This window comes from Lawsonibacter sp. LCP25S3_E2 (assembly GCF_052117285.1).
Classification (GTDB): Bacteria; Bacillota; Clostridia; order Oscillospirales; family Oscillospiraceae; genus Lawsonibacter.
Genome location: NZ_JBQKJL010000001.1, coordinates 112,858 through 137,107, shown reverse-complemented (window position 1 = coordinate 137,107; position 24,250 = coordinate 112,858). Strand labels below are relative to the sequence as shown.

Annotated in this window: 35 protein-coding genes; 32 read left to right on the top strand and 3 right to left on the bottom strand. The window is 59.2% G+C overall.

From position 1 onward, the window contains the following. Position 1 precedes the first annotated feature (1 nt). From ACTQ3R_RS00720 to ACTQ3R_RS00580, 29 genes are all read left to right on the top strand, one after another. The gene (locus ACTQ3R_RS00720; RefSeq protein WP_441777607.1) at positions 2–199 is read left to right on the top strand and encodes a DUF4926 domain-containing protein; all 198 of its coding nucleotides are present in this window, start codon (positions 2–4) and stop codon (positions 197–199) included. A 165-nt stretch (positions 200–364) separates the two neighbouring features. Then, the gene (locus ACTQ3R_RS00715; protein WP_441777608.1) at positions 365–958 is read left to right on the top strand and encodes a phage scaffolding protein; all 594 of its coding nucleotides are present in this window, start codon (positions 365–367) and stop codon (positions 956–958) included. A gap of 35 nt (positions 959–993) precedes the next feature. Beyond that, the gene (locus ACTQ3R_RS00710) at positions 994–1,890 is read left to right on the top strand and encodes a hypothetical protein (protein ID WP_441777609.1); all 897 of its coding nucleotides are present in this window, start codon (positions 994–996) and stop codon (positions 1,888–1,890) included. Positions 1,891–1,925: 35 nt separating this feature from the next. After that, entirely contained in the window at positions 1,926–2,186 is a 261-nt protein-coding gene (locus tag ACTQ3R_RS00705; protein ID WP_021751082.1) for a hypothetical protein, read from the top strand. Positions 2,187–2,211: 25 nt separating this feature from the next. Next, on the top strand, positions 2,212–2,661 hold the full coding sequence (locus ACTQ3R_RS00700; protein WP_216633548.1) for a phage head-tail connector protein: 450 nt from the start codon (positions 2,212–2,214) through the stop codon (positions 2,659–2,661). Between the two features lie 4 nt (positions 2,662–2,665). Beyond that, positions 2,666–3,055 (top strand): hypothetical protein, encoded by a 390-nt coding sequence (locus ACTQ3R_RS00695; RefSeq protein WP_441777610.1) that lies wholly within the window; start codon positions 2,666–2,668, stop codon positions 3,053–3,055. Beyond that, a complete protein-coding gene (locus tag ACTQ3R_RS00690; RefSeq protein WP_441777611.1) occupies positions 3,052–3,510 on the top strand; it encodes a phage tail terminator family protein in 459 nt (152 codons plus the stop codon). Before ACTQ3R_RS00695 ends, ACTQ3R_RS00690 begins: the two co-directional genes overlap by 4 nt. A 3-nt stretch (positions 3,511–3,513) precedes the next feature. After that, positions 3,514–3,702 carry a hypothetical protein gene (locus ACTQ3R_RS00685; RefSeq protein ID WP_441777612.1) on the top strand — a complete coding sequence of 63 codons (189 nt, stop codon included), beginning with the start codon at positions 3,514–3,516 and terminating at the stop codon, positions 3,700–3,702. Between the two features lie 2 nt (positions 3,703–3,704). Then, on the top strand, positions 3,705–5,039 hold the full coding sequence (locus ACTQ3R_RS00680) for a phage tail sheath family protein (protein ID WP_441777613.1): 1,335 nt from the start codon (positions 3,705–3,707) through the stop codon (positions 5,037–5,039). Between the two features lie 18 nt (positions 5,040–5,057). Beyond that, complete coding sequence (locus ACTQ3R_RS00675; protein ID WP_400236933.1) at positions 5,058–5,516, top strand: phage tail tube protein; 459 nt, start codon at positions 5,058–5,060, stop codon at positions 5,514–5,516. A gap of 29 nt (positions 5,517–5,545) precedes the next feature. Beyond that, the gene (locus tag ACTQ3R_RS00670; RefSeq protein WP_400236931.1) at positions 5,546–5,953 is read left to right on the top strand and encodes a phage tail assembly chaperone; all 408 of its coding nucleotides are present in this window, start codon (positions 5,546–5,548) and stop codon (positions 5,951–5,953) included. A 236-nt stretch (positions 5,954–6,189) separates the two neighbouring features. After that, a complete protein-coding gene (locus ACTQ3R_RS00665; protein ID WP_441777614.1) occupies positions 6,190–8,091 on the top strand; it encodes a hypothetical protein in 1,902 nt (633 codons plus the stop codon). Further along, positions 8,091–8,747, top strand: a complete 657-nt coding sequence (locus ACTQ3R_RS00660; RefSeq protein WP_021751073.1) for a LysM peptidoglycan-binding domain-containing protein — start codon at positions 8,091–8,093, stop codon at positions 8,745–8,747. The genes ACTQ3R_RS00665 and ACTQ3R_RS00660 overlap by 1 nt, the downstream gene beginning before the upstream one ends. A 1-nt stretch (position 8,748) precedes the next feature. Next, the gene (locus ACTQ3R_RS00655) at positions 8,749–9,705 is read left to right on the top strand and encodes an XkdQ/YqbQ family protein (RefSeq protein ID WP_441777615.1); all 957 of its coding nucleotides are present in this window, start codon (positions 8,749–8,751) and stop codon (positions 9,703–9,705) included. A 1-nt stretch (position 9,706) separates the two neighbouring features. Continuing rightward, the gene (locus ACTQ3R_RS00650) at positions 9,707–10,111 is read left to right on the top strand and encodes a DUF2577 domain-containing protein (RefSeq protein ID WP_441777616.1); all 405 of its coding nucleotides are present in this window, start codon (positions 9,707–9,709) and stop codon (positions 10,109–10,111) included. Between the two features lie 3 nt (positions 10,112–10,114). Beyond that, positions 10,115–10,540 carry a DUF2634 domain-containing protein gene (locus ACTQ3R_RS00645; protein WP_441777617.1) on the top strand — a complete coding sequence of 142 codons (426 nt, stop codon included), beginning with the start codon at positions 10,115–10,117 and terminating at the stop codon, positions 10,538–10,540. Beyond that, entirely contained in the window at positions 10,530–11,612 is a 1,083-nt protein-coding gene (locus ACTQ3R_RS00640; protein ID WP_441777618.1) for a baseplate J/gp47 family protein, read from the top strand. Before ACTQ3R_RS00645 ends, ACTQ3R_RS00640 begins: the two co-directional genes overlap by 11 nt. Continuing rightward, positions 11,602–12,129: a putative phage tail protein gene (locus ACTQ3R_RS00635; protein ID WP_441777619.1), complete on the top strand. Its 528-nt coding sequence runs from the start codon at positions 11,602–11,604 to the stop codon at positions 12,127–12,129. Before ACTQ3R_RS00640 ends, ACTQ3R_RS00635 begins: the two co-directional genes overlap by 11 nt. A gap of 13 nt (positions 12,130–12,142) precedes the next feature. Next, positions 12,143–12,889 carry a hypothetical protein gene (locus tag ACTQ3R_RS00630; RefSeq protein WP_441777620.1) on the top strand — a complete coding sequence of 249 codons (747 nt, stop codon included), beginning with the start codon at positions 12,143–12,145 and terminating at the stop codon, positions 12,887–12,889. Positions 12,890–12,957: 68 nt separating this feature from the next. Then, positions 12,958–13,218 (top strand): hypothetical protein, encoded by a 261-nt coding sequence (locus ACTQ3R_RS00625; RefSeq protein WP_441777621.1) that lies wholly within the window; start codon positions 12,958–12,960, stop codon positions 13,216–13,218. Then, entirely contained in the window at positions 13,106–13,564 is a 459-nt protein-coding gene (locus tag ACTQ3R_RS00620) for a four helix bundle protein (RefSeq protein ID WP_441792663.1), read from the top strand. The genes ACTQ3R_RS00625 and ACTQ3R_RS00620 overlap by 113 nt, the downstream gene beginning before the upstream one ends. A gap of 304 nt (positions 13,565–13,868) precedes the next feature. Continuing rightward, complete coding sequence (locus ACTQ3R_RS00615) at positions 13,869–15,122, top strand: reverse transcriptase domain-containing protein (RefSeq protein WP_441777623.1); 1,254 nt, start codon at positions 13,869–13,871, stop codon at positions 15,120–15,122. Next, a complete protein-coding gene (locus ACTQ3R_RS00610; RefSeq protein ID WP_441777624.1) occupies positions 15,070–16,638 on the top strand; it encodes a DUF6273 domain-containing protein in 1,569 nt (522 codons plus the stop codon). The genes ACTQ3R_RS00615 and ACTQ3R_RS00610 overlap by 53 nt, the downstream gene beginning before the upstream one ends. An 18-nt stretch (positions 16,639–16,656) precedes the next feature. Beyond that, positions 16,657–17,130 (top strand): carbohydrate-binding protein, encoded by a 474-nt coding sequence (locus ACTQ3R_RS00605; protein ID WP_441777625.1) that lies wholly within the window; start codon positions 16,657–16,659, stop codon positions 17,128–17,130. Continuing rightward, a complete protein-coding gene (locus ACTQ3R_RS00600; protein ID WP_441777626.1) occupies positions 17,127–17,366 on the top strand; it encodes a hypothetical protein in 240 nt (79 codons plus the stop codon). Before ACTQ3R_RS00605 ends, ACTQ3R_RS00600 begins: the two co-directional genes overlap by 4 nt. After that, entirely contained in the window at positions 17,350–17,607 is a 258-nt protein-coding gene (locus ACTQ3R_RS00595; protein WP_441777627.1) for a hypothetical protein, read from the top strand. Before ACTQ3R_RS00600 ends, ACTQ3R_RS00595 begins: the two co-directional genes overlap by 17 nt. A gap of 4 nt (positions 17,608–17,611) precedes the next feature. Continuing rightward, entirely contained in the window at positions 17,612–18,076 is a 465-nt protein-coding gene (locus ACTQ3R_RS00590; protein ID WP_441777628.1) for a hypothetical protein, read from the top strand. Next, positions 18,009–18,776 (top strand): N-acetylmuramoyl-L-alanine amidase, encoded by a 768-nt coding sequence (locus ACTQ3R_RS00585; protein WP_441777629.1) that lies wholly within the window; start codon positions 18,009–18,011, stop codon positions 18,774–18,776. Before ACTQ3R_RS00590 ends, ACTQ3R_RS00585 begins: the two co-directional genes overlap by 68 nt. A 2-nt stretch (positions 18,777–18,778) precedes the next feature. After that, positions 18,779–19,264: an HK97 gp10 family phage protein gene (locus tag ACTQ3R_RS00580; protein WP_441777630.1), complete on the top strand. Its 486-nt coding sequence runs from the start codon at positions 18,779–18,781 to the stop codon at positions 19,262–19,264. 41 nt (positions 19,265–19,305) lie between these two features. Here ACTQ3R_RS00580 and ACTQ3R_RS00575 read toward each other — a convergent pair whose 3' ends face one another. Beyond that, complete coding sequence (locus ACTQ3R_RS00575; RefSeq protein ID WP_441777631.1) at positions 19,306–19,653, bottom strand: hypothetical protein; 348 nt, start codon at positions 19,651–19,653, stop codon at positions 19,306–19,308. 117 nt (positions 19,654–19,770) lie between these two features. Between ACTQ3R_RS00575 and ACTQ3R_RS00570 the strand changes: the two genes are divergently transcribed. The 3 genes from ACTQ3R_RS00570 (at position 19,771) to ACTQ3R_RS00560 (ending at position 21,401) form a co-directional block, all read left to right on the top strand. Beyond that, entirely contained in the window at positions 19,771–20,016 is a 246-nt protein-coding gene (locus ACTQ3R_RS00570) for a helix-turn-helix domain-containing protein (RefSeq protein WP_441777632.1), read from the top strand. A gap of 95 nt (positions 20,017–20,111) precedes the next feature. After that, positions 20,112–20,294, top strand: coding sequence for an antitoxin (locus tag ACTQ3R_RS00565; protein ID WP_441777633.1), 183 nt, complete (start codon positions 20,112–20,114; stop codon positions 20,292–20,294). 60 nt (positions 20,295–20,354) lie between these two features. Beyond that, the gene (locus ACTQ3R_RS00560; RefSeq protein ID WP_441777634.1) at positions 20,355–21,401 is read left to right on the top strand and encodes an IS30 family transposase; all 1,047 of its coding nucleotides are present in this window, start codon (positions 20,355–20,357) and stop codon (positions 21,399–21,401) included. Positions 21,402–21,498: 97 nt separating this feature from the next. Here ACTQ3R_RS00560 and ACTQ3R_RS00555 read toward each other — a convergent pair whose 3' ends face one another. Beyond that, positions 21,499–22,566: a PTS transporter subunit IIC gene (locus tag ACTQ3R_RS00555; protein ID WP_441777635.1), complete on the bottom strand. Its 1,068-nt coding sequence runs from the start codon at positions 22,564–22,566 to the stop codon at positions 21,499–21,501. A 138-nt stretch (positions 22,567–22,704) separates the two neighbouring features. Then, positions 22,705–24,129 (bottom strand): S-layer homology domain-containing protein, encoded by a 1,425-nt coding sequence (locus ACTQ3R_RS00550; RefSeq protein ID WP_441777636.1) that lies wholly within the window; start codon positions 24,127–24,129, stop codon positions 22,705–22,707. Between the last annotated feature and the right edge of the window lie 121 nt (positions 24,130–24,250).

Below are 24,250 nucleotides of genomic sequence, written 5' to 3'. Positions count from 1 at the left end.
TATGTTTGAATTATATGACACCGTCGTCCTTCTGGAAGACGACCCTGACACCGGCGTCAAGGCCGGCACGGAAGGGACCGTCGTCTATATCCAGGGCAACGGGGAAGCCTACACCGTCGAGTTCTTCGACGAAAACGGGGACACGATCGAAGACGCCCTGTTCAAGGACTTCCTTCCGTCACAACTGAAGAAGAAGTAAACGTCGGCCGACCGGCCGGCGTTTTCTTATACCCTTTTCCAGGTGGAACAGGCGTCGCCTTCGGGCGGCGCCTTTTTCATAATACAAGCCGCACCCGTCCGGCGACCAGGCGGGACCGCGAAGGGCGTGGAAGCCGCCATATAAACAGCGGAGAAAGGAACACCTATGATCATTGAAGGAATCAGAAATCTTCTGGGCGAAGACCTGGCGAAACAGGTCGAAGCGGCGCTGAAGGGCAAGGGCAAGGACGGAAAGGACGTCGACCTGGTGATCGGGAATGACGGGACCTTCGTTCCGGCCGAAAAGTACAACGGCGCCAACAGTGGGAAGGCCAGCGCGGAAAACGCCCTGAAGGCGGCCGCGGAAGCCCTGAAGGCTGTCGGCGGTTCCGGCGATCCGGCAAAGATCGCGGACGACGTCAAGGTCGCGAAGGAGAAGTTCGACACCCTTCAGACGACCCACGCCGCCGAACTTGCGAAGATCAGCAAGCGGTCCGCCCTTCAGATGGCCTTGAACGGGAAGGTCTATGACCCTTCCGACATCATCGGCCTTCTGGACATGGACAAGATCGAAGTCAGCGACGACGGAAGCCTGAAAACTGACCTGGAAGGCCTTCTGAAGCCGATCAAGGAGTCGAAGGCGTACCTGTTCAAGGAAGACCCCGCAAAGACCCCGCCAGTCCACGGCGCGACGCCGGCCGATCCTGGCCCGAAGACGCCGCCGGCGGCCGGCAAGGTAGACGGCCCCGTCTGCCTGTAAACCACACCACCAAAAAACGAAAGGAATGATACACAATGGCAAGAACTAAAGCTATCAGCCTGATCCAGAGCGGTTCCACGAAGGCCGACCTGGCCGAACTGTCCGGCCTGGTGATCGCGAACATTCAGAAGGACACCCTGGCCCAGGGCCTGAAGTCCCAGGCCTACACCGGCAACCCCGCCAGCGGTTCCGTCGAGTTCAAGCGTTTCAAGAACAGCGCGTCCCAGCCCTACGGCACCGCGCGCACCGCGAACAAGGGAACCGCGATCACCGTTCCCCCGACCCCTGTTAACCTGGACACACACCGCGAGATCGTCGAGGAAGCCTCGAAGTTCGACCTGGACACCTTCGGCGTGACGAACATCATGGCGCGCCGCGCCGACAACCACGTCGACACCGTGGCCGCAGAGTTTGACGCCGCCTTCTTCCAGACCGCCTTCGACGCCGGCACCGCCTACACCCCCGACGCCAGCGCCACGATCGAAGACATTCTGGAAGGCCTGATCCAGAGCGTGGAAACCGTGAAGAACGACTACGTCCGCGGCGTTCCCCGTAACCTGATCCGCCTGGTTCTGGACCCCGTCACCTACGGCAAGGCCAGAAACTACCTGGACAAGAACACCAACAACGCCAACGTCGACACCGCGGCGGAGGACTTCGCCATGTTCCACGGCGTCCGCGTCTATTCCTCCATCAACCTTCCCGTGAAGACCGAAACCGTGGAAACCAGCAAGACGAAGACCACCACCTGTCACGGCGTCGCCATGATTGAAGGCGCAATCGCACAGCCGGCGGTCATTTACCCCTACAAGGAGCCGGAGAAGATCCCCCTGTCCAACGACTACGGCGTGTCCATGTTCTTCGACTACGGCACGAAGGCCCTGACCCCCGACCTGATCTTCACCTACTCCACCAGCGTAACTTCCGCCTGATCGGCGTGACGCCCGTTTGAAAGGAGGAACAGAACGTGAAGTTCAAGCACATTAGAACCGGCGCGATCCTGGAACCCCATAGCGACTTCGTTCTGGAACAGTTCCAGAAGTCCCCTGACCTGATCCCCTTCGACGATCCGGAGCCTGTCGCCGCCCCTGGCGACGGCGACAAGCCCCTGTCGAAGTTCACGAAGGACGAACTTCTGGAAATGGCCCAGGAAGCCGGAATCGCGGTCCCTGACGGCGCGAAGAAGGCGGAGATCATCGACCTGATCGAAGCCCTGAAGCAGAACTGACGGGGCCGCCGAAAGGTGGTCTATCATGCTGAAAGAAATCCTTGCTTCCCTGGAAGGCCTGACCGACCTTGAAAGGGCCGAAGTCCTTCGGACGCTTATGTCCGGACAGACGGTCCTTCAGAAGGTCAAGACCCTTCTGGGGATCACCACGGAGGACCAGGACGACGTTCTGGAATATGTGATCCAGACCGTTCAGACCCTGGTCCTTCGCTATATCAACTGGGACGAACTCCCCCTGGAACTGGAAAACGTCCTGGCTGTCATGTGCGTCAGCTACTACAAGGCCGCCGGACTGGGAACCACCGCGGCGGCGCCTGGGGCCGTGTCTTCCGTGAAGCGCGGCGACGTCCAGACGTCCTTCGCGGTCGGTTCCGGTTCTTCCGGATCGGCCGGCACCTTCAACCTGGGAAACGACAACGGGGACTTCTTCGGCTGGAAGACAGTCCTGAACGAATACCGGAAGCTAAGGTGGTGACGGAATGGCCTTCGGAAGCCCCGCGGCGGAGCGCGCCGCGATCGAAAGCACCTATGAAGACACCGCCACCGTCTACCGGACAACACCAAAAAGGGGCGCGAACGGCCTGTCCGCAAGCGTCCCCGACGTGGTGTATTCTGGTATCGTTTGCGCGCTGTCGTATTCAGGTACAAACAGCAGTATGCAGACAAACGCACAACAGAACATCGACCACGACGCCGTCGTCTTTGCCGGTCCAGACCTGAAGGTCCTTCCTGGCGACACGATCGTCGTGAAGCGGTTCGGCCACGACGACCCTTCCAGCACCCAGGAAGTGACGTTCGAAGTGATCGGCCGCCCGTCGGTGTATGCCACCCACCAGGAAATCAAAGTAAAGGACGGTGATCTGTCGTGACCTTGAACGACTTCCTGGAAGCGATCGCAAAGAAGCTGATCGCCAGGTGGCCCGTCCGTCACGTCTTCGTCAACCGGATTCCGGCCGAAGCTGACGGGAACTTCTATGTCCGCGTGATTGAAACCACCCAGGAACAGAAGCTGGACCGCCGCCGCGTCAGGACGACGCGGTTCGAAGTCTGCTATCTTCAGGCGGACAGGGACAACCTGTCCTTCAATGCCTGGTTGGAAGCTATGCTGGACGACTTCGAAACCCTTTCCGTCTTCGAGAAGACCGAGGACGGGACGGACGTCTTCCGGTCGCTTCGGCTGACGAACATCGCGGCAAACCAGGACGGCGACGAACGGTTCTTTTCCTTCCGCTTCGACGCCCGACTGAACTTCGTGATCACGCCCGACGCGATCCCGTCCATGTATTATCTGGATCAGAACAACACGATCAAATCGGAGGTCTGACAAATGGCCCAGAAGAAAAAGACCGTCGCCGCCGACCAGGAAGCGCCGGTCTTCACAAAGGAACAACTGGTCAAGTCTAAAACCCTGGGCGTCCCCAGGGACGCCGTTGCGGCGATCCTGAAGGACGGCCAGGCCTACACACGGGAAGAAGCGGTCCGCCTTGTGACCGACTTCCTTGAAAGGAGCGTGTAATTATGCCTATTGGTGGAGGTTCTTTCACCGTACAGAACAAGGTCCTTCCTGGTGCTTACATCAACTTCGTGAGCATGGGGACCAACGCCAAAATGGGGGAACGCGGCGTCGCGGCCCTTCCCCTGGAACTGAACTGGGGACCTGAAGGCCAGGTCTTCAAGCTGGACGCCGCGGACTTCAACGCGACCAGCCTGAAGGTCTTCGGCTACGATCCCACCGACGCGAATATCCTTCTGGTCCGCGAAGCCATGAAGCGCGCGAAGACCCTTCTGATCTACCGCGTGAACGGCGGCGGCACGAAGGCCAGCGCCACCGTCGGTGGAATGACCGTGACCGCGAAGTATGGCGGCACCCGCGGCAACGCGATCAAGGTCGCCGTGATCACCAACGTCGACGACGCCACGAAGGCGGACGTCGTGACCTATCTTGACGATATGGTCATGGACAGCCAGACCGTCGCGAAGTCCGGCGGCGCCGCTTCCCTGGTCGCGAATGACTTCGTCACCTTCGGCACCGTCTCCACCCTGACGGCCGCAACCGCGACCGCGCTGACCGGCGGCACGAACGCCACGGTCAACGCTTCGAAGCACACCGACGCCCTGACGGCCTTCGAAGTGGAAACCTTCAACGTGATCGGCTACCCTGGCACCGTGGAGGACATCAAGTCCCTGTATGCCGCCTTCGTCAAGCGTCTTCGTGACGACGAAGGGAAGAAGATCGTCGGCGTCCTGTATGGCTACGACGGCGACAATATGGGCCTGATCAACGTGAAGAATGGAGTCGTCCTGACCAACGGGGCCACCATCACCGGCGACAAGGCCGTCGCCTGGGTGACTGGCGCTTCCGCCGGCGCGGAAGTGAACGAGTCCCTGACGAACACCGCCTACGACGACGCCGTGGACGTCGACATCAAATACACGAAGTCCCAGTTCGAAGCCGCGATCAAGGCCGGCGAGTTCGTATTCTATGCCGACTACGGGAAGGCCCGTGTCCTGACGGACATCAACAGCCTGACCACCATCGGCCAGAATATGTCTTCCGACTGGGTGTCGAACCGCGTCGTCCGCGTCATGGACGGATGGGCGAACGACGTCGCCCGTATCTTCGGCGAGTCCTATATCGGCCTGGTGACGAACAGCGACACCGGCCGCCAGCTTTTCAAGGCTGACCTGGTGTCCCTGGCCCTTCAGTATCAGTCGATCGACGCGATCAGTAACTTCAAGTCCGACGACATCACCGTTCAGCAGGGCGACGGCAAACGCGACGTCGCTGTCGACTGCGCCCTTCAGCCGAACGACAGCATGGAAAAGCTTTATATGACCGTCGTCGTGAACTGACGAAAGGAGTGACCCAGAATGAAGACTTTGAACGCACCTGATACCATTTCCGGCAAGGCCGGCCGTGCCTACGCGAAGATCAACGGCAACAACGAAGAACTGTTCTTCGCGAAGACCATCGAAGCCACCGTCGAGAAGAGCAAGTCCGAAGTGAAGGCGATCGGGAAGCGCATGACGGGCCATAAGACCACCGGCGCCAACGGGACCGGCTCCATGACCCTTTACTACATGACGCCCCTGTTCCGCGAACTGATCCGCCAGTGGAAGGAAACCGGCGTGGACGTCTACTTCGACATGGTCGTCGAGAACGACGACGAAGAATCCGCCGCCGGCAAGCAGACGACCCTTCTGATCGGCTGTAACCTGGATTCCGTGATCCTGGCGAAGCTGGACGGCGACAGCGACGACGCCCTGGACGAAGACGCGGACTTCACCTTTGAGGACTTCGACATTCTGAAGGCCTTCAATAAGATTTAACCACCACCATTCAGAAGGAGGACTTACAAATGGGTAAACTTCAGGAATTTCTTATGCAGAGCGAAGAGCGCGCACAGGTGACGGCGGAAGTCGCGATCAGCGGCTTCCCCGTCCCCTTCACCGTCAAGTCGATCACAGAGGGCGAAAACAAGGCCCTTCGGAAGACCTGTCAGAAGGTGAACTTCGACAAGAAGACCCACCAGAAGACCACGGAAACCGATATGGACCTTTACAATAACCGCCTTGTGATCGCCTGTTGCGTGGACCCGAACTTCAAGGACGCCGACCTTCAGGCGAAGTATGGCGTCATGGGCGCCGAAGCCCTGATCGACGTCCTTCTGAAGCCTGGACAGTTCGTCGACCTTCTGGTCGCGATCCAGGACGTCAACGGCTTCACCGACGACGTGAACGACCTTCGCGAAGAAGCAAAAAACTGATCACCGGTGGAGAGCGTGAGGAAGACGCGGACGGAGAAGCCGTCTATGCGCACTACGCCCTTCACCGGCTGAAAATCCTACCTGGCGCGCTGATGGCCCTTCCCCTTCGGGAACGGGCCTTCATTTATGCTTCCATCGACCTTCAGGTCGAGAAAGAGAAGAAGGAGCAGAAACGGGCCGCGGCGCGGCGGGGGAAGAAAGGACGGTGATGAACCGTGCCTGGTGTTTCGACACCTATGACGATCCGCGACGGTATGTCCGCGAAGCTGAAGCGGATCACGTCCGCCTTTCAAAAAATGGAGCGCGCCGCCAGGTCTGCGGACAAGGCCACCCAGGCCGTGAACCCTGGCCGGACACTGGAAAACAGCGCGTCTTTGATTGACCGCGCCAGAAAGCGCCTGGACGCCTTTATCAACAGGCAGAGGGACGCCGGCAGGGGGGCGGAAGAAGTATCTGACGCCTGGTCCCGAACGGAAGGCCTGATCAGGAAGGCCCTGGCGGTCTTTTCGGTCGCCGCCGTCAAGGGCCAGATTCAAAAGGCCCTGGAAGAGTTTTCGAACCAGTACAACGCCGAAGTCCAACTGGGCGTCGTTATGAAGAACGCCGGCATGGACCAGAAAGCCTTCGACGCGATCCGCGACAGGGCGTCCGAACTGGAATCGAAGACCACCTTCGGCGGTGACACCTTCGTCGCCGGCGCGGCCGAACTGGGAACCTATCTGAAGGACCCCGAAGCCCTTTCCGCGGCTATGGGGACCCTTGCCAACTACGCCGCCGGCATGGGCGGCCCGTCTGTGGACCAAAGCCAGATGGTCGAATATGCAACCCAGCTTGGCAAGGCCTTAGATGGCACCTATGACGGCCTGAAGAAGAAGGGCTTCGAGTTATCCGAAGCCCAGCAGAAGATCATAGAAACCGGAACCGACATGGAAAAGGTCGCTGTGATCAACGACGTGATCAATCAGTCCTGGAAGGGACTGGCCGAGTCCTACGCCAACACCCCCACCGGCAAGATCGAGCGGTTCAAGAACAAGATCGGCCAACTGTACGAAGCTGCCGGCCAGAAGCTGGTCGGCGGCGTCATGCGCCTTCTGACGGCGGTGACGAACCTTCTGGACACCCTTCAGAACACCGGCGCCCTGGACGGCGTCTGTGTCGTCCTGAACGTGATCATGGGCCTTCTGGGCTATGCGGCGACCGCCGTGTCCTGGATCGCCCAGGTGGTCGTCGACAACTGGCCCACCGTGTCCGCTATCCTGACGGCAATCGCGATCGTTCTTCTTCCGGCCATGATCTCCCGCCTGTGGGCTACCGTGGCGCCTGTCCTGGCCCAGGCCGCGGCCTGGGCGCTTGCAAATGCGCCGCTTATTATGATGATCGCCCTGGTCGCCCTTCTGATCTCCGCCGCAATGGACGCCGGCGTCACCATTGAAGACGTCGTGGGCTTCGTGGGCGGCCTTCTGGGCGGCCTGTATGCCTTCGGCTACAACCTGATCGCCGACATTTGGAACTTCATCGCCACATTTGCGGAGTTCTTCGCGAACGTCTTCGTCGATCCGATCGGTTCCATTGAACGCCTGTTCCTGGGACTGGCGGATTCCGTCCTGGGCGTCCTGGAAACCATAGCGAACGCGATCGACGCGGTCTTCGGGTCGAGCCTGTCGGACGCCGTCGGCAACTGGCGAAGCGGCCTTCAGGCGAAGATCGAAGCCAGCTATGGAGAAAACGCCGTCCGCTATGACCGTATGGAGAAGATCGACACGGCCAGCAGGGCGGCCGCCTGGTCCACCGGCGCGAAGGGAATCGCGAACAACCTTTCCCAGATCACCGGCAAACTGGACAGCCTGACTTCTTCCTGGGACGTGTCCCGCTCCACCGGCACGATCAACGGCGGGGACCTGGACAGCGTCGGTTCCGTCGGCAAGATCGACAGCGACGTCAATATCGCCGACGAAGACCTGAAGTTCCTTCGCGACGTGGCCGAAATGCGCTATGTCCAGAACTTCGTCACCCTGACCCCGACCGTCGCGATGGACGCCCAGATCAGCGAACGCGTGGACCTGGACGACGTCGTCAGCGCGATCGAACGGAAGCTGGAAGGTGAGTTCATCGCCGCCGCGGAAGGAGTGTATAACTAATGAGCCGATACAGAATGACCCTGATCGCGGGGGGACGGGAAATCAACATTCCCGTCCTTCCCGCTTCCCTGAAGGTGTCTTCCCCTGGCAAGAACGAACGGACGACCGTCCTTGAACTGGGCGAAGTCCTGATCCTTCGGAAGAAGGGGCTTCGGACCATCGAATGGGACAGCTTCTTCCCGAAGTCCAGCGCCCCCTATACCACGGGCCAGGTCCGGAACCCGACCGCCATTATCCAGGCGATCCAGTCCGCCAGGGACGGCCGGACACCCCTTCGCTTCCTGATCACCGGGACGGACCTGGACATGAACGTCAAAATGGGCGTGGAGTCCTTCGAGTACGAAGAGCGGTCCGGCGAACTGGGGGACTTCTACTATTCGATCAAGCTGTATGAATGGCGGGACTATTCCGCGAAGCGGATCACCCTCCCCGCCCAGAAGTCGGAGCCGGCGAAGGCCCAGGAACCGACCAGGGCCGGCCAGCCGGCCAGCAAACCGAAAACCTACACCGTGAAGTCTGGGGACTGCCTGTGGAACATCGCGAAGGCGCTGTACGGCAACGGGGCGGACTACACGAAAATCTATAACGCCAACAAGGGGACGATCGGGAAAAATCCGAACCTGATCTACCCTGGACAGACGTTCACGATCCCCTGATATGGCTATCTCTATTCTTTACCAGAACAACGTGACCGGCGCCGCGCATGACGTGACGACGCTGATCACGGCGGCAAAGTGGACGACGAAAAGGTCCGGTTCCCCCGCTTCCCTGACCGTGACCGCGATCGTCGACGACGCCGTGGCGTGGAACCCTGGCGGGATTCTGGTCCTGAAGAACGGTTCCACGGGCCTTTTTTATGGCTACGTCGTGAAGATCAGCCAGAGCGAAAAGGACCAGGTCCAGATCACAGCCTACGATCAGACCTGGTATTTGAAGAAAAACAAGGAAACCTATGTCTTCACCGGCAAGCGCGCCGACCAGATCGTGAAGCAGATCGCCGAAGACTTCAAGCTGAAGACCGGTACCCTGGCGAACACCGGCTACGCGATCCCCTCCATGATTGAGGACGGCCAGACGCTTTTCGACACCGCCCTGAAGGCAATCGACCTGACCCTGATCAACACGGGGAAAATGTTCGTCCTGTGGGACGACTTCGGTTCCCTGGCGATCACGGACGTCGAAACGGCGAAGCTGGACCTGTTCGTGGGCGACGGGAGCCTTGCCACCGGCTACACCTACGACCAGGACATAGATTCCGACACCTACAACAAAATCAAGCTGGTCAAGGACAATAAGACCACCGGCAAACGTGACGTCTACATCTACCAGGATTCGAAGAACATGACTCTGTGGGGAATCCTTCAGGACTATGAAACGGTCGACGAAAGCATGAACGAAGCCCAGATCAAAGAGCGGGGCGCGAAAATGCTGGAACTTTACAACCGGCCGTCGCGGTCCTTCAGCCTGAACGCGATCGCGGACCTGTCCGTCCGTGCCGGCCGCGTCCTGTATATCGGGATCGGCGCCGTGGGCGTGAAGTCCTTCTTCCTGGTCGAGGAAGCCACGCATGACCTGTTGAAGGAAACAATGACACTGAAATTGAAGGTGGTGTGACATGGGCCTTTTAGACACGATGAAGAAAGTCGCGGAGAACACCAACGCCGCCGGCGCGCCGACGGCCTGGTTCTTCGGGAAGGTGACGAAGACGTCGCCCCTGACGATCCGCGTGGATAACCGCTTCGACATATCCGGCGAAGCAATCGTCGTTCCGAAGGAACTTCAGGCCGGCTACTACCCCACACACTACCACACCGGCATGAAGGGCGGCCCTTCCACCGAAGAGAAGGGCGGCGGGAGCGGCGAAGCGGCCTTCGCTTCCCATTCCCACGTCCTGAAGAGCAACTACCAAACCAACACCGACAAAACGTCGGAATACTATTACGGACTGGCCGACGGCGACAAGGTGATCCTTCTTCGGAACCAGGGCGGACAGGCCTTTCTTGTCCTGGGGAGGGTGTGACCTATGATTCCTAACGCGACCACCGTGAAGATCGGCGAAGACCTGGAAGTCCAGACCGCCGCCGAAGCCACTTCGCGGACCTACAAGATCGACTTCGACGCCGGCCGCGTCGGCGGCTTCTGCGATGAAACGGAAGCCATGAAGCAAGCGATCTATAAAATCCTTCAGACGGAGCGGTTCGCCTACCTGATCTATTCCTGGAACTATGGAATTGAACTGGACGCAGTCGTCGGGAAAAGCTATCATGTGTTTGCAAGCGAAATCAAGCGCGTTATCACGGAAGCCATTCTGGCGGACAGCCGGATCACTGACGTCACCGACTTTGAAGTGTCCCAGATCGACAAGCGGACGGCGACCGTGAAGTTCACAGCCGAAACCATCTTCGGCGAAATCCCTATCGAAAGAGAGGTCGGCGACAATGCTGTATGAAAATATGACCTTCGAAAACATCATGGACCGGTGCCTTTCCCGCGTGGCCGCTTCCATCGACAAGCGGGAAGGTTCGGTCGTCTACGACGCGATCGCGCCTGCGGCCGCCGAACTGGCGATCATGTATATCGAACTGGCCTACCTTCTGGACCGTGCCTTCCCCGACACAGAGGAAGGCGACGACCTGACCATGAAGTGTCAGGAACGAAGCGTCTTCCGAACGCCGGCCACGGCCGCGGTCCGGAAGGGCTACTTCGAGGGCGGGGACGGCGGGGCGATGGACGTCCCGATCGGGTCCCGCTATTCCGGCGACGCCCTGAACTACGTCGTGACAGAGAAGATCGCCACCGGCCAGTTCAAACTTCTGTGTGAAACGGCCGGAGCCGCCGGCAACCAGTACCAGGGGAACCTTTTCCCGATCGACTATGTGGAAGGCCTGGGCGCGGCGCGTCTGGCCGACATTCTGATCAACGGCGAAGACGAAGAGAGCGACGCCAACCTTCTGGCCCGATATAAGGAAAGCCTGGAATCCCAGGCATACGGCGGCAATATCGCCGACTACCGGACGAAGGTCGAACTGCTTCAGGGCGTGGGCGCCGTGAAGGTGTTCCCCGTCTGGAACGGCGGCGGGACCGTGAAGATCGTCTTCGTGAACAGCGACTGGGGCGTCCCGTCTTCGACCCTGGTCGACACCGTCCAGACCGCCGTCGACCCCACACAGAACCAGGGCGAAGGCGTCGGGATCGCGCCGATCGGCCACGTCGTCACCGTCGTCGGCGTCACCGGAACGGCGATCAGCGTGTCCTTCAAGCTGACCTTCGCCACCGGCTACACCTGGGACACCGTGAAGACCGCCGTCACGAAGGCAATCCAGGACTACTTCGTGGCCCTGGCGAAGGACTGGGCGAACCAGTCGGGGATCACCGTCCGCGTGTCCCAGGTGGAAACGAAGGTCCTGTCCGTGGACGGCGTGATCGACATCACGGGGACGACGATCAACGGCGGAACCCAGAATATCGTCCTGGCGTCCGACGCGATCCCCGTCATGGGAGGGATCACGAATGAAACTTAAAGACTACTGGCCGCGCTGTCTTCAGGACTTGGTCGAGTTCCAGCAGATCGCCAACGCGGAACAGCCGGAGTTCGAAACGGCCCTGGACGACGTCAGAACGGCCGCTGACGACTTCTTCCTGGCGACCCTATCCGAATATGGGTGTCAACGCTGGGAAGCCATCATGGGCCTTCACGCGGCCGACGGTGACACCCTGGAAGCGCGCCGCGAACGGATTCTGATCAAATACCTTGACCAGCTTCCCTATACATACAGGACCCTTCTGAAGTACTTGAAGACCATCACGGACGACTTCACCGTCACCCTGGACGAAAACGCCTATGACCTGTTCATTCGAATCCGCCTGGAAGGCTATTCCCAGCGGGACGCCCTGATCGTCACCCTGGGCCAGATGATCCCCGCGAACCTGGTCCTTCGACTGACGGCGGACATTCCGCAGAAGGACGAACCGGCCCAGGCGGCGGCCTGTTCCGTCATGGTCACTATGAACCGGCACGTCTACACGCCGGCCACATAAGGAGGAAAACCACATGGCAAGATTCAAGTCTATCGTCACGGACGCCGGCGCGGCGGCCCTGACAGCCCTGATCGCGGCTGGAAAGCCGCTGATCCTGACACACGCGGCGGCCGGAAGCGGCGTCGCCACCGTCAGCCCGAACACACTGACGGGGATCGTGACACCGGAGAACGTCGCCGTGAGCCTGGGCGAAAAGGACCTGATCGAGGGCGACCCCGCTATCATGCGGATCCCCGTCCAGGTGACGAACGAAGGCCTGGACGCCCCTGTCTGGATCAGAGAAGTCGCCGTCTACGGGAAGAACATCGACGGCGCGGAAATCATGTTCTGCTATGGCTGGCTGTACGGCGGCGACACCGACAACGTCCTTCCGGCGACGTCCTTTGCAGAAGACGCGGACACCGTCCACGTTCACGACCTGGCCGTCTTCGTGACGAACCAGGAAGCCGCGTCCGTGTCCGTTCAGGTCGCCCCTGGTTCCTACGTCACCCGCGCGCAAATGACCGCCTACGCGGCGCCTCTGTTCCACACCCAGGCCGCGGACACTGTCAACGAAACCACCGGAGAGAACACGGAACAGGTTCAGCGCCGCCAGGACAGAGACATTGAAGCGATCAAGGAACAGTTAAACACCGGCTTCACCGGAACCACCGTGACCCACACCTTCGCCCCCGCACAGCTTACCTACTGGAAGGGCTATGACGGGACCGGAGTTCCCGAAGGGATTCTGGATCAGACACGGAACCGTCTGTATTTATGACCAGGATCGCCGCCACGCCGTCGGAAACCTCTTGCCTTATATCGAACCTGTTCACGGAACTTCGTCCCGTGTGCGGCTTCTGTGAGGGCGACAGCGTGGTTCTTTGCGGCATGACCTACGCCGGCACGGAAGAAGCCGCGGTCCTTCGGGACTACGGCTTCGACTTTACCGGCGACGCCGCTGTGGTCGAGAATATCCGGAATCGAAGGTGTATCAATGGGATCGCGAAGAAACTACCAGCGGAGCCAGCCCAGCAAGGGCGAAAGTCCGCTTCATATACTGCCCGTCGCGGACAAGATGATCCACTTCACCCTGAAGATCACGGATAACGCGACGCGTTTTCCGAAGAAGATCAGATTTTCCGTGACGAACAAAATCCAGGGACACGCCCTGGCAATCTATGACAACCTGGTCGAAGCGAATGAAATCTTTCCCATTATGGACGACCAGGACAAGGCCGACCGCCTGAAGCTTCAGCGCGCCGCGCTGACGGAGTGCAAGAAACTTCTCCACATGATCCAGCTATCGAAGGACCGCGGCTATATCGACAGCGGGACCTTCGACTACTGGACGAAGCTGACGGTCGACGTGAAATGTATGACCGCCCGATGGTATGACGCCGAGCGGAAGACGGGAATCCCCGTGGAGCCGGCCGGCCCGATCCCTGAAGGCTGATCATAATTCATTAGGGAACGATCTGTCACCCCGAACGCCGGCAACGCGAACAACGCGCGCAATGTCAACACGGACGGCAGTCTGAACAACAACAATGCGTAGAACGGCAACAACGGCGTCCGGCCGGATTTGGTGGAAAACGGGACTGATTAGGGCGGAAAGCCTGAAAACAGAGTATCACCAACAAAGGAGATCGTTTCCTTCCGAAGGGCCGCGACAGTCCCTTTGGTAAATACATGATTGACGACGAAAGGCCTTCAACAGCGACGGCCGGACTATCAGCGTCAAGGAGGATTTTTCTATTATGAAAGATCATGGAACGCCCACCCATGACTTCGCGTACGTTACGGACTTCAACAATTTATATCAATCGTTTACAGAAGCGCGCAAAGGGAAACGGTGGAAGTATTCCGTGTGCAAGTATGAAGCGAACGTCCTGGAAAACCTTCTGTTCATTCAGGTCATGCTTCAGCGCCACAAATACCGCCTGTCCCCGTACAACTGCTTCTTCGTGCATGAACCGAAAGAACGGCTGATCATGTATAACAGCTTCCGCGACAAGATCGTTCAGCATTGTTTATGTGAACATGTCCTTGAACCGCTTCTTTCCAAGACATTCATCTATGACAACTACGCGAGTCAGAAGGGCAAAGGGACCCATTTCGGCCTTGACCGACTGAAGGCGTTCATGGCGGCCTACTACCGCAAGAACGGCGCCGGCGGCTGGGTGCTGAAGTGCGACGTCCGCAAGTATTTCTATCGGATCAATCACGACGTTCTGAAGACCCAGCTTCGCCGGCTGATCAAGGACCGCGACGTCCTGTGGCTTCTGGACATGATCATCGGCTCCACGGAGGGACCAGGGATTCCGATCGGGAACCACACTTCACAATGGTTCGCGATCCTCTACCTGTCCGACATGGACCACATGATCAAGGAACGTCTGGGAATCAAGTATTATGGCCGCTACATGGACGACTTCTATTTGATACATGAGGACAGGGCCTATTTGCAGTTCTGCCTTGAAGAAATCCGCCGGTTCCTGGTCCACCTGGGCCTGGAACTGAACCAGAAGACGGCCATATTTCCGTTATCCCAGGGAATCGACTTCCTGGGCTTTCGGACCTACCTGACTGACAGCGGAAAGGTCGTCCGGAAGGTACGCCGTGAGAGCAAGAACCGGATTAGGCGGAAGATCACGAAGTTCCGCCACCTGGTAGACGAAGGCCGTGTCGACTTCGACACGGTCCTTCAGTCTTATAATTCCTGGACCGGCCACGCCGAACACGGCAACAGTTATCACCTGATCAGCGAGATCGACGACCTGTTCTTCAACCTGTTCAGGGAAGAAATGGAGGGAAAACCCTATGGCGAAATCTCTATCCGCTTTACCCGTTGGAAGCGTCGTCAAGTCGGCGAACACAAAGTACAACGGACAGGCGATCAGGTGGATCGTCGGCACACAGGACACGTCCCAGGGCCGAACGGGCCTGGTGACGGAAAAGATGATCACCCTGAAATGCTTCGACGCGAAGGAGCCGAGCAACAGCAACAGTGACCGCCGACTCTACGGAAACAACCGCTATTCCGTTTCCAACATCGACAAGTGGCTGAACAGTGCGGCCGCGTCCTGGTATGCCGCACAGCACGGAGCCGACGCCCCGCCCACGTCCGCGAACTGTTGGAAAGGCTATAACCCCTACGACACCGAAGCCGGCTTCCTGGCGAACTTCGAAGCCGACTTCCGAAACGCGATCCTGGATTCCACGATCCGCGTCGCGAAGAACACCGTCACCGACGGCGGAGGCTACGAAGACATCGTTCGAAAGGTCTTTCTGCTTTCGAACACGAACGTCGGCCTTTCCAATGAAAACGGCGTGGCCGAAGGTTCCTTGTGGTCCTACTTCAATTCCGCGTCGCGACGCCAGTGCTACCCCACGGCGGAAGCCGTCAGCAAGTCCACCTACACTAATTCCAGTCTGTCCGCTTCTCAATATTGGTGGTGGTGGTTAAGAACCCCGCACGCCGGCTACGCGATCAGCGCGCGCTTTGTCAGCACGGACGGCAGTCTGAACTACACCGACGCGTACTTCGGCATCAACGGCGTCCGGCCGGCTTTGTATTTGGCATCTTCGAATCTGGTATCTGATACAACCGACACAGACGGCGCTTATATCCTTCTGTGGAACCAGCCGCCCACGACCCCGTCTTCCATCACCTACGGCACCCCCCAGGCGGGGCAGAAGCTGACCCTGTCGACCGGCGGATCGACCGATCCGGAGGGCGACGCCATTTCCTACGTCTGGGAACGGAAGGTGGATTCCGGCGTCTGGACCCAGATCGGGATCACCACCGCGAAGACGATCCAGGACACGGTCCCGTCCAGCGGAACAACCTACTACGCGCGCGTGAAGGCCGTGGACGCGGTCGGGAATGAAACGGCGTATTGCACCGGTTCCGGAAAGACCATTTCCTACAATACCCCGCCCGTGATTAGCGGTTCCGACCAGAACATGGGCGCGAAGACTGACCCATTCACCTACAAATACACCGTCACCGACGCCCAGTCCGCCACCCAGACCCTGACCGTGGCGGAAACCCTGACCAACGGAACGGAAACCATCACCCTTCGCACCTACACGGCCACGGCCGGCGCCCAGAACACCGCCGACATGTCTTCCGTCTGGATCAGGCTGATCGCGGGGACCCACGTCCTGAAGGTCACCGCTTCCGACGGCAACGGCGGAACGGCCGTCCGCAACATCACCTTCAGCCGCACAGTCACCAGGATCGCCGCGGCCCGCGCCTTCAACACCGACGCGAAGGTCACGAAGGTCTTCGTTTCCCTGTACCCGTCCGACCGTCCGGCCGGCTCCACGCTCCACCTGGAAGTGACGAACAACCCGTTCGACACGAACCCCGTCTGGGAGGACATCACGGAGAAGGCGAACCGCCTGGCCCACACCTTCGCGAACAGCACCGTCGCAAATGGCTACGGCCTGGGCTATCGGTTCTATCTGCTGAAGGGAACGGAGGAAATCGAGATCACCCAGGCGACGATCCGTTTCGCCTGATGGAAGGAGGGAAGCAAAATGTCTTTCAACTCGCACGACTGCGAAACCGTCAGCATGAAGGAAGCCCAGGAACAGGAAAAGAACAACCCTGTCACCCAGATCGCGGCGGCGGCGTCCATCGCCTTCGTGGTCCTGGCGGAGGGCGGCCAGATCGACGACGTCACCTCCACGGAGAACGTCGAGCAGTTCGCCCCCTGGGCCTACCCGATCGCCTACAAAAAGGGCAATATCCGCCGCTACGGTTCCGACCTGTACCGGTGCAACCAGGACCACACTTCGCAAGCCGACTGGACCCCCGCGGCCGCCGCGTCCCTGTGGTCGAAGATCGGCGACCCGACGGAGGAATGGCCGGAATGGTCCCAGCCGGTCGGCGCCCATGACGCCTATAACGCCGGCGCGAAGGTGTCCCATAACGGGAAACACTGGACGTCCGACGTCGCGTCGAACGTCTGGGAACCTGGCGTCTACGGTTGGACGGAGGTGACGGCATGACCGAAGGGATCATCATCGCCGTTCTTTCTATGGTCGGCACGTTGGCCGGTGCCTACCTGGCGAACCGGAAAAGGTCCGCCCTGATTGCCTATCGCCTGGAAAAGCTGGAAGAGAAGGTCGACAAGCATAATTCCGTGATCGAACGGACCTTCAAGCTGGAAGAACAGGCCGCCCTTATCGAAGAGCGGATCAAGGTCGCGAACCACCGGATCGAAGACCTTGAAAAGGCGCAGTAAACCCCGCCGCGAGTTCTCCAAAATCATCATTTGCACCGTGGGGGCCGTCACGATCTTCGTGACGGCCTTCACCTGTGTCATGGTGTGGAGGACCAGCAACACGGACGCCCTGGCCTACCTGATACCGGCCATCTTCGGGGAAGCCGCCACGGCGACCGGATTCTATTACAGCAAGGCAAAAACAGAAAACAGGATCAAGCTTCGCCGGCAATACGGCGACTTGGTCGACAAGGAGGAATGAACCTATGTTTGAAATCATCATCGGGAACCTGGTCAAGATCGGCTATGCTATGGCGATCTTCCTGTGTGCCTTCCTGGCGAACGTCGTGTTCTCCCTGTGGTACAACATCAAGATCAACTGCGAACCCTTCAGCCGCGAAAAGCTGGCGACCGGCGGACTGAAGGCGCTGACGTTCATCGTCGGCCTGACCCTTTTGTGTATCGCCATCACCACCCTTCCGATCTTCGCGACTGAAGTCGGCTGGACGATCCCTGACGAATACGCGGAACTGTTCGCCGATCTGATCATCATCGGTGCGGTTCTTCTGGTCGCCTGTAAGTACATCAAGGAAGCCTTCACAAAGTTCGTCGCGATCCTGAACACGCCGGCGGACACCGTACCCGCAAAGGAGGAAAAAGAGCATGAGCAACAGCCCGTTAGTGACGTATTCCAGGATCAGCCCGAACCGGACCAGCCCCAGGAATCATAAGATCGACACCATCACGATTCATTGTATTGTCGGACAATGGACGGCGAAGCAAGGCTGTGACTACTTCGCCACCACCGGCCGCGAGTGTTCCGCGAACTACGTCGTCGGGAAGGACGGTTCGATCGGCCTGTCCGTGGAGGAACAGGACCGGTCCTGGTGCAGTTCGTCCCGCTCCAACGACCACCGCGCGATCACGATCGAAGTCGCGTCCGACGCGAAGCACCCCTACAAGGTGACGGACCAGGCACTGGCCGCCCTGATCGACCTTCTGGTGGATATTTGCCGCCGGAATGGGATCAAGGCCCTTCTGTGGAAGGGCGACAAGTCCCTGATCGGCCAGGTGGACAAGCAGAACATGACCGTTCACCGGTGGTTCGCGAACAAGGCCTGTCCTGGTGACTATCTCTATAACCTCCACCCCCAGATCGCGGCCCAGGTGAACGAACGCCTGGGCGCGGCCGCGCCGGCGGAGCCGGAGAAGAAGCCCAGCCAGACGCCCAGCGGAGCCACCTTCACCCCCTACCTGGTGCGGATCACGGCTTCCGTCCTGAATATCCGAAAAGGCCCTGGCACGTCCTACGCTGTCACCGGCCAGATCAAGGACCGCGGCGTCTATACCATCGTCGAGCAGAAGGGGAACTGGGGCCGCCTGAAGTCCGGCGCCGGCTGGATCAGTCTGTCCTACACGAAGAAGGTCTGACTATGGGAATGAAGCTGGACGGTCTGGCGAACTTCGGAAAGGCCATGGTCGCCCTTCAGGCCGACCTTCCGGAGATCATGGACCACCTGGCGGTCGGCGAAGGCCGCTTCGCCCGTGACCAGGCAAGGAAGATTTGCACAGAAGAAAACATCATCAATACCGGCGACTATCGCCGGAACTTCAAGAGCAGTTCGAAGGCGATCCGAACCGGAACAGCCTACAAGATCGACGTCTTCAACAACCTGAACTACGCGAAGCCCCTGGAATATGGCTTCCGCGGCCACTTCGTCCCTGGACATTGGGACGGGAAGTCGTTCGTCTACAAGCCGAAGGACCCGCAAGGGGGAATGTTCGTCCATTCCCTGATTCCTGGTCACTACACCCTGGAACGGGCCGTCAACGCCACGAAGCGCACCCAGAACGCGCGCCTTCAGCGCCGCTTCGAACAGGAACTGAAGAAGCGTGGCTACATGAAGTATTTCAAATAGAAAGACGCCCAGGGGACGAACCCCTGGGCGTTTTTTCGTTTTCAGAATATCGCGAGTTTGATTGCCTTGAACCGTGTGTCGTCCAGTTCCAGAAGGGACCGCTTTCCGTCCTTGAACTGGACCGCCACCACATGGACCCCCTTCGTCTTCGCGGTGGCGGCCGCCACGACGCCCAGGGGACCCAGAAGCAGAGCGCCAGCGGCACCGCGCGCCACGGCGGAACCCATGCTTTTCTGGGATTCTTCGTCCACGACTTCGATCTGGTCGATCGTGGAACTGTCCAGCTTCAGATTTTTCATCAGGCCGACGTTCAAAACCGCCTTCCCGCCTTGCATAATGACCGCTTTGTGTTTGTAGTCGCCTTCCAGGACCCAGTTCTTCGCACCCATGCCAGAACCTCCCTTTGATATTTACCCCGAAGTTATGGGATATTACCATAAGAATATCGGAATCTTATGCTAAAGTCAATTAGAATATGGGATATTACCATAACTGGAGGATCAGGCGTGAAGAAGTTCGACTACAACGGCCGGAAGAATATCTGTGGAAATCGCGTCCGTTGCCTTCGGACGGCGCGGCGATGGTCCCAGGCGGCCCTTGCCGCCAAAATGCAGACCCAGGACGTGATCATGGAACAGGACGTCGTCAGCAAGATCGAATCCGGCGACCGCCTGGTCACGGACTACGAAGTCCGCGCCTTTGCGGCGGTCTTCGGCGTTGCCTTTGAAAACCTGATCGAAGACGAAGAATGACCGGCCTTCCGGACCAGAACCGGAGGGCCGTTTTTTCTGCTTGACAACATACTACCGGTAGTATATAATACGCACCAAAAGGAAGGTGATTCACAATGTCAAAGGCGCAGACAGCCGCAAACAAACGCTATAACCTGAAGGCGTATGACAGAATCGAAATAACGGTCCCGAAGGGAAACAGGGAGATCATCGCCCAGGCCGCGGCGGCGGCCGGAACGAGCGTGAACGCCTTCATCAAGGAAGCGATCGACGCCCAGATCGCAAAGTCGAGCGCGTGACCTGAAAGGCCCTGTCCGAAAGGACGGGGCCTTTTATTCTACCGAACGGAGGAAAACACCATGAAGCGTCGCAGATTCAAGCAGTTAACCAGGACGGACCGCCTGAACATCGAAAAGTATATGCGCCAGGGCATGACAAAACAGGCCATCGCCGACGCCCTGGGTGTCAGCCTTCGGACGGTCTATTATGAACTGAAGCGGGGCCAGTATGTCCACACTAATTCCGACCTGACGGAGGAAATCCGTTATAGCTGTGACGTCGCCGAAGCGGTCAAGAAGTACAACGGCACGAATAAAGGCCCCCAGTTAAAGATCGGCAACGATCACGAACTGGCGGCCTATATTGAACATCGGATCGCCGGCGACGGATATTCGCCGGCGGCGGTCCTGGGTGAAATCCAGGTCCAGGGCCTGAAGTTCAAAACGTCGATCTGTAAGTCGACCCTGTATTCCTATATCCGGAAGGGTGTCTTCCTGTCGCTTGAAATGCGCGACCTTCCCCGTCACGGCAAGAAGAAGCGCGGCTACACCCGCACCCACAAGAAGGGCGCCAGAGCGTCCGCCGGAACCAGCATTGAACACCGGCCGGAGGAAGTGAACGCCAGGACGACCGTCGGTCATTGGGAAATGGACTCCGTCCTGGGAAAGAAGAAGACGAAGCCGGCCCTTCTGGTCCTGTCTGAACGACTGTCCAGGAAGGAACTGATCATCAAGGTCCAGGATCACACCGCCGCCAGCGTAGTTCGCGCCCTGGACCGCCTGGAACGGAAGATGGGATCGCCGGCCTTCCGTGCCACCTTCAAGTCGATAACCGTCGACAATGGTTCCGAGTTTGCCGACGTCGACGGCATGGAACGAAGCTGTCGCCGGAATGGGCCGCGGACGAAGGTCTACTACTGCCACCCCTATTCTTCCTGGGAACGCGGGACCAACGAAAACACGAACGGCCTGATCCGCCGCTGGTTCCCGAAGGGGACGGACTTCAGCAAAGTCAGCGTCCAGGAAATCCAGAAGGTCGAAGACTGGCTGAACGCCTATCCCCGCGAAATCCTGGGCTTCCTATCTGCTGACGCGGTCTTCTCCACCGCCTTCGCGGCCTGTGTCTGAAACTTTTTTATCTTTTTTGCAAAAATATGTTGACTTTTGCGAAAATTTTTCCTGCCAATAAAAAATGGGCGGCTTTCGCCGCCCAAAGATGGCATTTTCAGTTGGGAAGGGTCAGGTCGCCCTCCTTGATCCAGCCCAGCTTCCGGCAGACCTGGCAGAAAACCCAGGACAGCAGGGCGGGCAGGACAAAGCAGATGAGAAGCATTCCCAGCCAATCAAAGGAGGTGGGGGCGATAGCCACAGCGCCCTTGGCCAGGGCATCCTCACTGGGGGCAAGCCAGCCGGTCCACACCCCGATGGGCCCGCACAGGCCGCAGGTGCCCATACCGGAGTTGATGGCCGCCCCATTCATCTCCAGACCAAAGATGCAGGTGGCGATGGGGCCGGTGATGGCGGAGGCCAGGGTGGCGGGAATCCAGATCCGGGGATTGCGGACGATGTTGGGCATTTGGAGCATGGAGGTGCCCAGCCCCTGGCTCACCAGGCCGCCCCAGCGGTTTTCCCGGAAGGACATCACCGCAAAGCCCACCATCTGGGCGCAGCACCCGGCCACGGCAGCCCCCCCGGCCAGGCCGGTGAGCTTCAGCACCGAACAGATGGCGGCGGAGGAGATGGGCAGGGTGAGGGCCACGCCCACCAGTACGGAGACGGCGATGCCCATCCAGAAGGGCTGGAGCTTGGTGGCCCGGTCGATCATGTCCCCAAAGGCGGAGGCGCCCGCCCCAATGGGAGGTGCGATGAGTTTGGCCAGGGCTACACCGATAAGAATGGTCACGCCGGGAGTGACCAGAATGTCGATCTTAGTCTCTTTGGACACCGCCTTGCCGCACTCCGCGGCAATGATGGCGATGATGAGTACCGCCAGCGGTCCGCCTGCGCCGCCCTCGGCATTGGCGGCCCAGCCCACGGCGGCCAGGGAGAAGAGGACCATGGGGTCGGCCTTCAGGGCATAGCCGATGGCCACCGCCATGGCGGGACCGGAGACAGCCATGGCATAGGTGCCGATGTCAATGAGATACTGGACGGACAGCTGCTGCCCCAGGGTCTTGATGATGGTGCCGATGAGCAGGGAGCAGAACAAGCCCTGGGCCATGGCTCCCAAAGCATCGATGCCGTAGCGCTTGGCGGAAATCTCAATGTTTTTCCGCTTGAAAAATTCGTTCATAGGATCACCTTTACCACACAAAACTAAATAGACTGTACAGGTGTCAAGACAGTCACAGGGCTTATTATAACCGAAGAACAAAATTTGTCAAGAACGCAAAAAAACCGCCTCCGGCTTATGCCGGAGGCGGTGGAAGGGTTATGTCCGGTTCCACTTGGAGAAATCGGTCAGGCACAGGTCCAGATCCACATTTCCTTCGATGCCCGGCACAGAGCCGGTGCTGGAATACTGCCACATGTCATAGTGGTAGCGGAAGCTGGTGGGCTCCCGGTCCTTGGTGTAGTGGGCCAGCCAGAAGGGGTAGTTCTGCAGATACTCCAGCTGGATGCCCCCCGCGTACACCTTGGAGGGGCTGCCGTAAGTCATGGGCAGGTAGCCGGCATCCTCAATGATCTTGCAGAAGGCCAGGGCACACTTTGTCACCGTCTCGCCGTCGGTGTCCTTGGTGCGGGAATCCTCATCGTTGACGCTCTCCCAGTCAAAGACCACAGGGTAGGTGATGTCGTAATCCTTGATCCATTCCAGCAGCAGATAGGCCTCCTGCTGGGCCTCCTCCACGGTGACGGCCTGGGAGAAGAAGTAGACGCCCACCTCCAGGCCGTTGGCCAGGGCCTGCTGCATGTTACAGTCAAAATAGGCGTCCTTGTTGAGGGTGGGGTTATAGTAGCCCCGGTAGCCTGCACGAATCATGGCAAAGTCCACCCCGGAGGCGGCCACCTGGGCCCAGTCGATCTGCTTTTGGTGGGAGGAGACGTCCACGCCGATGAAGCTGGAAGCGTCGCCGCGGTAGGTGAGGTACCTGCCGTTGGAGACAAAAGCGGAGTTATCGTAGGTGTTGGGAGCGATGGGGCTGGTCTCGGGGTCCGGGTCGGGGATATGGATGAACAGCCGGTCGTAGGTGCGCAGAATGGCGGCACCCTCGGCCCGTGTGGTATAGCCGGCGTAGTCAAAGGAGCCGTCCTCCTTGCCGCTCATCAGGCCCACATACCACACCCATTCCACTGCGTTGATGGCCCAGCGGGAGACCTGCTTCAAATCGGTAAAGGGGGCGGCCGCCTGGGAGAGCTTTCTTCCCTGGGCCTGCCAGAAAATGGCGGCAATCTGTTCCCGTGTGATGGGGGTGTCGGGGCCAAAGGTGCCGTCGTCATAGCCGCCGATGATCCCCTCCTGGTACGCCCAGAGAATGGCGTCGGCATAGGGAGAAGCGGGGTCTACATCGGAGAAGGGATATTCGGCGGTGGGGGCGTCCTCTTCGTCCACCTGCTCAGAGCCGCTGTCGTAATCTTTCCCTTCCAGGGTGACCTCCGGCTCGTCCGCCAGGCGGTAGAGGGCCTCGGCCAGAACACCACGGGTCATCAGCTCGTTGGGAGCAAAGGAGGTGGAGGATACGCCGTCCATAATCTGGTGGCTCCAGCAATATTCCACCGCATCTTCATACCAGGACCCGTCCGCCACATCCTCGTAGGGCATTCCGGCGGCCAGGGCCATTGGGGTGGTCAGGATCAAAGCGGCGGCCAAAACGGCGGCCAGGAGGGCGCGCGGCCCCCGGAAGGGTAAGTTCATAGTGCGAGTCCTTTCTATGTCGGTCAGTTAGATGGTGCTTCTCCAGTATAACACTTTATGGAAACCAAACTCAACCGTTTTTTCCTGGAAAATACAAAAAAAGACAAGCCCCCAAACTCCA